The organism is Turicimonas sp. TL08 (assembly GCF_054660695.1).
Genome location: NZ_BAAGDP010000029.1, coordinates 21,251 through 27,250, shown reverse-complemented (window position 1 = coordinate 27,250; position 6,000 = coordinate 21,251). Strand labels below are relative to the sequence as shown.

The 6,000-nt window shown below is 43.1% G+C and carries 5 protein-coding genes; 1 reads left to right on the top strand and 4 read right to left on the bottom strand.

All coding sequences use genetic code 11. The annotated features are described in order from the left end of the window. Positions 1-276 precede the first annotated feature (276 nt). Positions 277-3,066 carry a DNA polymerase I gene (gene polA / locus ACYQ4O_RS11675; protein ID WP_460175708.1) on the top strand — a complete coding sequence of 930 codons (2,790 nt, stop codon included), beginning with the start codon at positions 277-279 and terminating at the stop codon, positions 3,064-3,066. Positions 3,067-3,105: 39 nt separating this feature from the next. On the opposite strand, the gene ACYQ4O_RS11670 is transcribed toward polA, so the two are convergent. From ACYQ4O_RS11670 to ACYQ4O_RS11655, 4 genes are all read right to left on the bottom strand, one after another. After that, entirely contained in the window at positions 3,106-3,522 is a 417-nt protein-coding gene (locus ACYQ4O_RS11670; protein WP_066592566.1) for an META domain-containing protein, read from the bottom strand. 85 nt (positions 3,523-3,607) lie between these two features. After that, positions 3,608-4,402: a BPSS1780 family membrane protein gene (locus ACYQ4O_RS11665; protein ID WP_308514310.1), complete on the bottom strand. Its 795-nt coding sequence runs from the start codon at positions 4,400-4,402 to the stop codon at positions 3,608-3,610. 125 nt (positions 4,403-4,527) lie between these two features. Beyond that, the gene (locus ACYQ4O_RS11660) at positions 4,528-5,502 is read right to left on the bottom strand and encodes a homoserine kinase (RefSeq protein WP_308514309.1); all 975 of its coding nucleotides are present in this window, start codon (positions 5,500-5,502) and stop codon (positions 4,528-4,530) included. 2 nt (positions 5,503-5,504) lie between these two features. Then, positions 5,505-5,930, bottom strand: coding sequence for a hypothetical protein (locus ACYQ4O_RS11655; protein ID WP_460175707.1), 426 nt, complete (start codon positions 5,928-5,930; stop codon positions 5,505-5,507). Positions 5,931-6,000 lie beyond the last annotated feature (70 nt).

Genomic DNA, 6,000 nt, shown 5'->3' with positions numbered 1-6,000 from the left:
GTGAAATGAACGGTGCAGTAAGGCCGTTGTCAGCAGGAACCCAACGAGACCTTCTACAACAATAGGCTACGGCTGTTGTAGTGGTGGTAGGGAATCCTCTTCGTTCACGAAGAGGAGGATGTCAATTATGGTGTCTGCCGGCGACCAAATCCTTTTCTAGCCGCTCATCTTGGCCTGTCTCTAAATGAATCTTTGAAGATTGTGAATAGGATTTGAACTATTAATATATGCAGATCGAGTTTGAACTATCTCTTAAATAGTCCGCAAGGAAAACATATGAGCAAAACAATACTATTAATCGATGCATCGCACTTTCTTTTCCGGGCTTTCTTTGCCCTGCCTCCTCTTAATACGAAGTCAGGGCATCCAACCGGAGCCACGAGAGGCTTTCTTTCGATGCTTAGGGCATTAAGACGAGATGTCCCTACGGACTATGTGGCTTGCGTTTTTGACCCGAAAGGAAAAACCTTCCGCTCCGATATTTCTCCGGACTATAAAGCCAATAGAGAAGAAACCCCCGAAGATCTTAAGCTGCAAATTCCCGATGTTTTTGATGCAGTTAGAAAGCAAGGTATTCCGCTGATTCAAGTTGACGGTATCGAAGCAGATGACACTATCGGAACAATTGCGAAGTCTGCAGGAGAAGCGGGATGTAAAGTCGTCATAGCGACCGGAGACAAAGACTATGCTCAGCTTGTCACGGAAAACGTTGTTTTGATTAACACGATGGGTACAGAAAATACTTGGCTCGATATTGAAGGGGTTAAGGAAAAATTCGGTGTACCTCCAAAACAAATTATTGATTACCTCGCATTGATGGGGGACAAAATTGATAATGTGCCCGGCGTTCCGAAATGCGGTAAGAAAACAGCTTCCAAGTGGCTTGAAGAATATGGATCCTTGGAAAATATTATTGAGAACGCTTCTGCGGTAAAAGGGAAGATTGGTGACAACCTTCGAGAGTCTTTGGCCTTTTTGCCGGTTGCTAAAGCTTTGGTGACAATCAAGCAGGATGCCGATATTTCTTCTCAAGTTAACTCATTGGAAGATCTAAAAATTAAAGAGCCAGATGTTTCGGCTCTGAAAGAACTTTATGAACGCCTGGAATTTCGCGCTTTTCTCAAAGATCTGAAAGATGAGCCCAAGAGCGGTTCAATTAAAACAGATTCCAAGAAATCTGACGAAGAGGCATCAGATGAAATGGATCTTTTTTCCAATTCGGCAGAGAAAGAAGTTCAATTGGCAGAGTTCTCTCAGCAAACAATTGAATCTCCGGAAGAAGCAAAGCATCTTGTTGAAGAGATTTGTTCTCAGAGCAAAGAGGGCAAGCTTCCTTTCTTGTTTGTGCTAGCCGATTTCAAAGATTTTACATACACTTTGCGCGGGATCGCAGTCGGGTGGAATACAGGTAAAAACTGGTTCGTCCCGGTGAGTACCAATTGGGTTGATCCTCAAGGTATTACGCCTGAAGAGTTTACGCAAATATTCGGTTCGTGGCTTTCTGATCCGGCTTTTGAAAAGAGCTGCTATGACGCTAAATACATAGCACACGTTTTGGCCGACATAGGCATCGAGTTCAACGGTATAAAAGAAGACGTCTTACTTCAGAATTATGTTCTGGAAGCTCATCGAACCCATTACATTGAAAAGCTTTCGTACAATTGGCTTAAGTTTGAGCTGCAGAGCGAAGATGTCCTATTGGGCAAGGGCGTTAAAAAGAAAACTTTTAGCGAAGTAGATACTTTGTCTTGCGCAAAATTTGCGATGGAGCGTTCATACGTCGGGGCACACTTATCCGATTTATTCTGCGGACTGATAGAAAAGGATCCGAATCTTCAAAAGATATACCGTGAAATCGAAATGCCGACGAGCCGTGTTTTGTTCAGAATGGAACAAAACGGTGTGTTGATCGATAAACAGTTATTGGCAAAGCAGACAGCGGAACTTCAAGCAAAAGCATCCGAACTGTCAAAGAAAGGAGAGACTATTGCCGGAGAGAAATTTAATTTGGCTAGTCCGAAACAACTCGGAGAGATTCTTTTTGATAAGTTGGGAGTTCTCATCTACGGCAAACCCCCGAAAAAGACCGCTTCAGGAAATTATTCTACAAGCGAAGAAGTTCTTTCAGAACTTGCACTGGATTATCCTTTGGCCAAAATTGCGCTGGAATACCGTGCTCTGACCAAACTTATTTCTACCTATACTGAAAAGTTGCCTACTCAAATTTCTCCTCGAGATGGAAGGGTTCATACGACCTTTGAACAGGCGGTGGCCGTTACCGGAAGATTGTCTTCGACTAATCCGAACTTGCAGAATATTCCTGTAAGGACACCGGAGGGAAGAAGGGTGAGGGAAGCCTTTATCGCAGGCCCGGGGAAGAAAATTATCAGTGCCGATTACTCTCAGATCGAATTGAGAATCATGGCTCATTTATCAGGAGATAAAGGTTTTACCGAAGCATTTAAGAAAAACCAAGACATTCATAGGGCAACAGCTGCGGAAGTATTCTCCGAACCTTTGGAAGCTGTCACCCCGGATCAAAGAAGAATAGCTAAGGTGATTAATTTTGGTTTGATCTACGGCATGAGTGCATTCGGGTTAGCAAAGAATTTAAATATTGATCGCCATGATGCTAAGAACTATATCGCCCGTTATTTCCAAAGATATCCGGGAGTATCCAAGTACATGGAGGATACACGACGGCATGCCCTGGAAAAAGGATATATCCAGACAGTGTTCGGAAGAAGATTGGAAATTCCGGAGCTGCAGGCTTCCGGCGCAAGAAAAGCAGCTGCTGAACGCGCGGCTATTAATGCTCCGATGCAGGGAACAGCCGCTGATCTCATCAAAATGGCAATGATTGCCGTTCAAGACTGGCTGCAAAAAGAAAACTTAGAAAGTAAGCTGATTCTCCAAGTTCATGACGAATTGATTCTGGAAGTGCCGGATAAAGAAGTGGAGGTTGTGAAGAAGAGACTTCCGGAAATTATGTCCTCAGTTGCTGAATTGCACGTACCATTAATTGCTGAGGTTGGTGTGGGAGAGAATTGGGAAGCCGCACACTAAAGAAAAGCGAAGCCGCCGGCTTCGCTCTTTAAGAAAAATTTAGCTGCAGGAGCCGGAACGCTCAGGCTCCAGACGTCCGATTTCTTTTTTATCCGCATCAAACAAGATGAGATATTTACCGTCCTTCTTAGCGAACTTGGTTTTGTTCAGAAGGTCGGTGAAGCTTGCTTCTAAGTCCATATACTGTTTAGCGCAAAGCTTTCTCGTCATTCCCATGTTGACGAATTCGAGTTTGTCGTTATCGCCGATAACATAATCACCGAAAAGGCTGTTGCAGCCAGGTTCGGAATTGAGCTTACCGTTCTTTTTGAAAGTGATAGTCGCAGGAATGTCGCAGGACGGAACTGAGTCAGTAGCAGGCATCCAAGAAGAAGTGGAAGTCAGATCTTCAACAGTCACAGCAGAAGCCAAACCTGTCATTGATAAAAGGATGGCCCCTAGTAAGAATTTACGCATTAATTTCTCCAATAAATCTATGTAAAGCTTACTGATTTCTTCAAATAACGAATACCGTAAATTAGTGAAAATGGTTTCATTTTGTTTAAGAAACGATTTGGCTGTCTTGGTCTCCGAAAATACTGGACCAAATAGGCCAAAGGGTGCAATAGGACCAACAGGTGATGAAAAGGCCCCAAAGTACGACCAGGACGGAATTAATGCCGAGGATTGCACCCAAAGCACTTAAGGAAGTGGTGCCGAAAGTTGCGATTAAAGCCAGCAGAAGTCCGAGAACGATAAAAGCGCCGGCGTTCTTCAAACAGACAAAGAGGCTGAAGAAGAAAGCTTTTCCAAGCGGCATTCCTTTCCAAGCAATGAGCATTGGAGAAAAACAGGTTACGCAAAGAAGGGCGGTATAGAAAACGAAGCCAAAGAGGACGGCAGCCCAAGGAAAGTTGGACACTATCTCATTAGGAAGAAGCTTTCCGTCTTTGCTGAACCACTTAGCGATGTCCTCTGCGGAGAGCCAAGAAAAAACAAGACTGATCAAAATAACGCAAACTCCATAGATTAGCCCCAAGAGCAGGAGTTTGTTACGGACGGAGGTGTTTTTGAAACATTCTCCGTAGCATTGAAATATTGTCGGGATTATTCCTTTGGATACATCTCTGCCGCAACTAGCAATTGCAACGGCTCCAAAAGGTGTCACCAGGCCGCTTAATAAAATATCAATGAAAGGTACGTTTAGCAGAGCGCCCGGCATTCCTGCTACAAGCATCAGCAATAAGTAAAAGGCGACGATGCCGCTGGTGGCTACAGGGGCTGTTTTCATGATTTTGAATCCGGCCTTAAGCCACACAAGTCCCGTAGAAGCGGGGAGATTATAGTTTTTGTTCATAAAAAGTCCAAAGTAAACCTTTCGTTATCATACTGTTTTTACAAAGGTCAGAAATTTCAGAATAGAAAAATCAGTAACAAAAAAGGCAGAGGTTAATCTGCCTGCTTGAAAATTTGAACCTCAGACTAGATCCAAGGAAGATCTTTCGGATCCGCTTCTCTTCTCAATTTCAATATTCTTTCGAAATGTCTCGGGTCGTGAGGCTTCAACATACTGGCTTCACGCGGAAGGTAAAAGTCATAAAGACGAGAGACCCAGAAGCGAAGAGCCCCGGCCGAAAGCATGTCTTGCCAAAGAGAGTGTTCTTTTTCCGTTAGTTTTCTCACTGAGTTGTATCCTTCCAAAAATGCTTGAGTTTCCTTTGGAAGGAATTCTCCGGTTTCTTGATCTATCGTCCAGTCGTTAAGGGTAACGGCAAGGTCGTATAGGAACGGAGCATTGCAGGCGAAGTAAAAATCAATGACTCCGCCGAGGTTTTGCTCGTCTCCATTGATTTCAATAAGTGAATTATTTCTGAAAAGGTCTGCGTGAACCGCGCCTGCTTCAAGTTCTTTGTAAGCCTGCGAATTCATTAATTCTTTTTGCCGATGAATTTCTTTTTTCAGATATTCAAAAAGCTCTTCGGGCATGTATGGCTTCAGAGAGGGAAGGGAAGATTCCCAGAAGGCTAAACCTTTTGTGTTTTCTTGAGTTAAAGGAAAATCTTTTACGGCAAGGTGCATTTCTGCAAGCATTTTGCCCATCTGATTACAGGCCTGAGCATTTGGTTGATCAACGTATTCTCCTTTAATGCAAGGAGCAATGCTTGCCGGTTTATTTTTCAACGAAGAAAACAGGTGCCCGTTTTTATCCGTGATGGGACCACTTACCGAAAGTCCTTTATCTAAAAGATGTTTTTGAAGTTTCAGATAATAAGGGATCTGAGTTTCGTTAAGTCTTTCAAAGACAGTTAGGACATATCGGCCTTTTGTGGTCGTCACATAAAAGTTGGAATTCTCAATGCCTGAGAGGATTCCGCTGTACTCAACTAAATCACCGATGTCGTAATTCTTTAGAAAATTATTTATGTCTTCTTCAGAAAGAGGAGTAAATACAGCCATTCTTAAAAACCGAAATTAATGAATTTTGGAACGCTCATGGTATTGTCGCCGCTGGTTCCGTTCTTAGATTGATTGGAAGGTTGCTCACGAGTCATGGTGTAAGGGATTTGGGTACTCATTGGAGTGACCTTGACTTCAGTAACAACGTTGTTATTGTTGACGGTCTCTTCAATTTTGGTCTTTGGCCAGAATCTCGGATCTTTCTGACGAACCTTTGCGGCTTCAATATCTTTCTTAGCTTGTTCAAGTTCTTCTTTAGTGACTGCGTCAGTTTTTTTAGCTGTTATGCGTGCTACTTTTTTCTCAGACATGCCCCCGGAAATATTGTCTTTAGAATCAATGGAGGGTGGAGTTTCCACTCTCGGAGCAGCCGCAACAACTGAAGCAAAACCAAGAGCCAGGATTATAGAAAGCATTGTTTTAGTCATTTTTGAGCTCTTCAAGAAGTCATTAGAGTGGTTACAGTGTAACTAATATTTTCTATATTTTGTCAAAGAT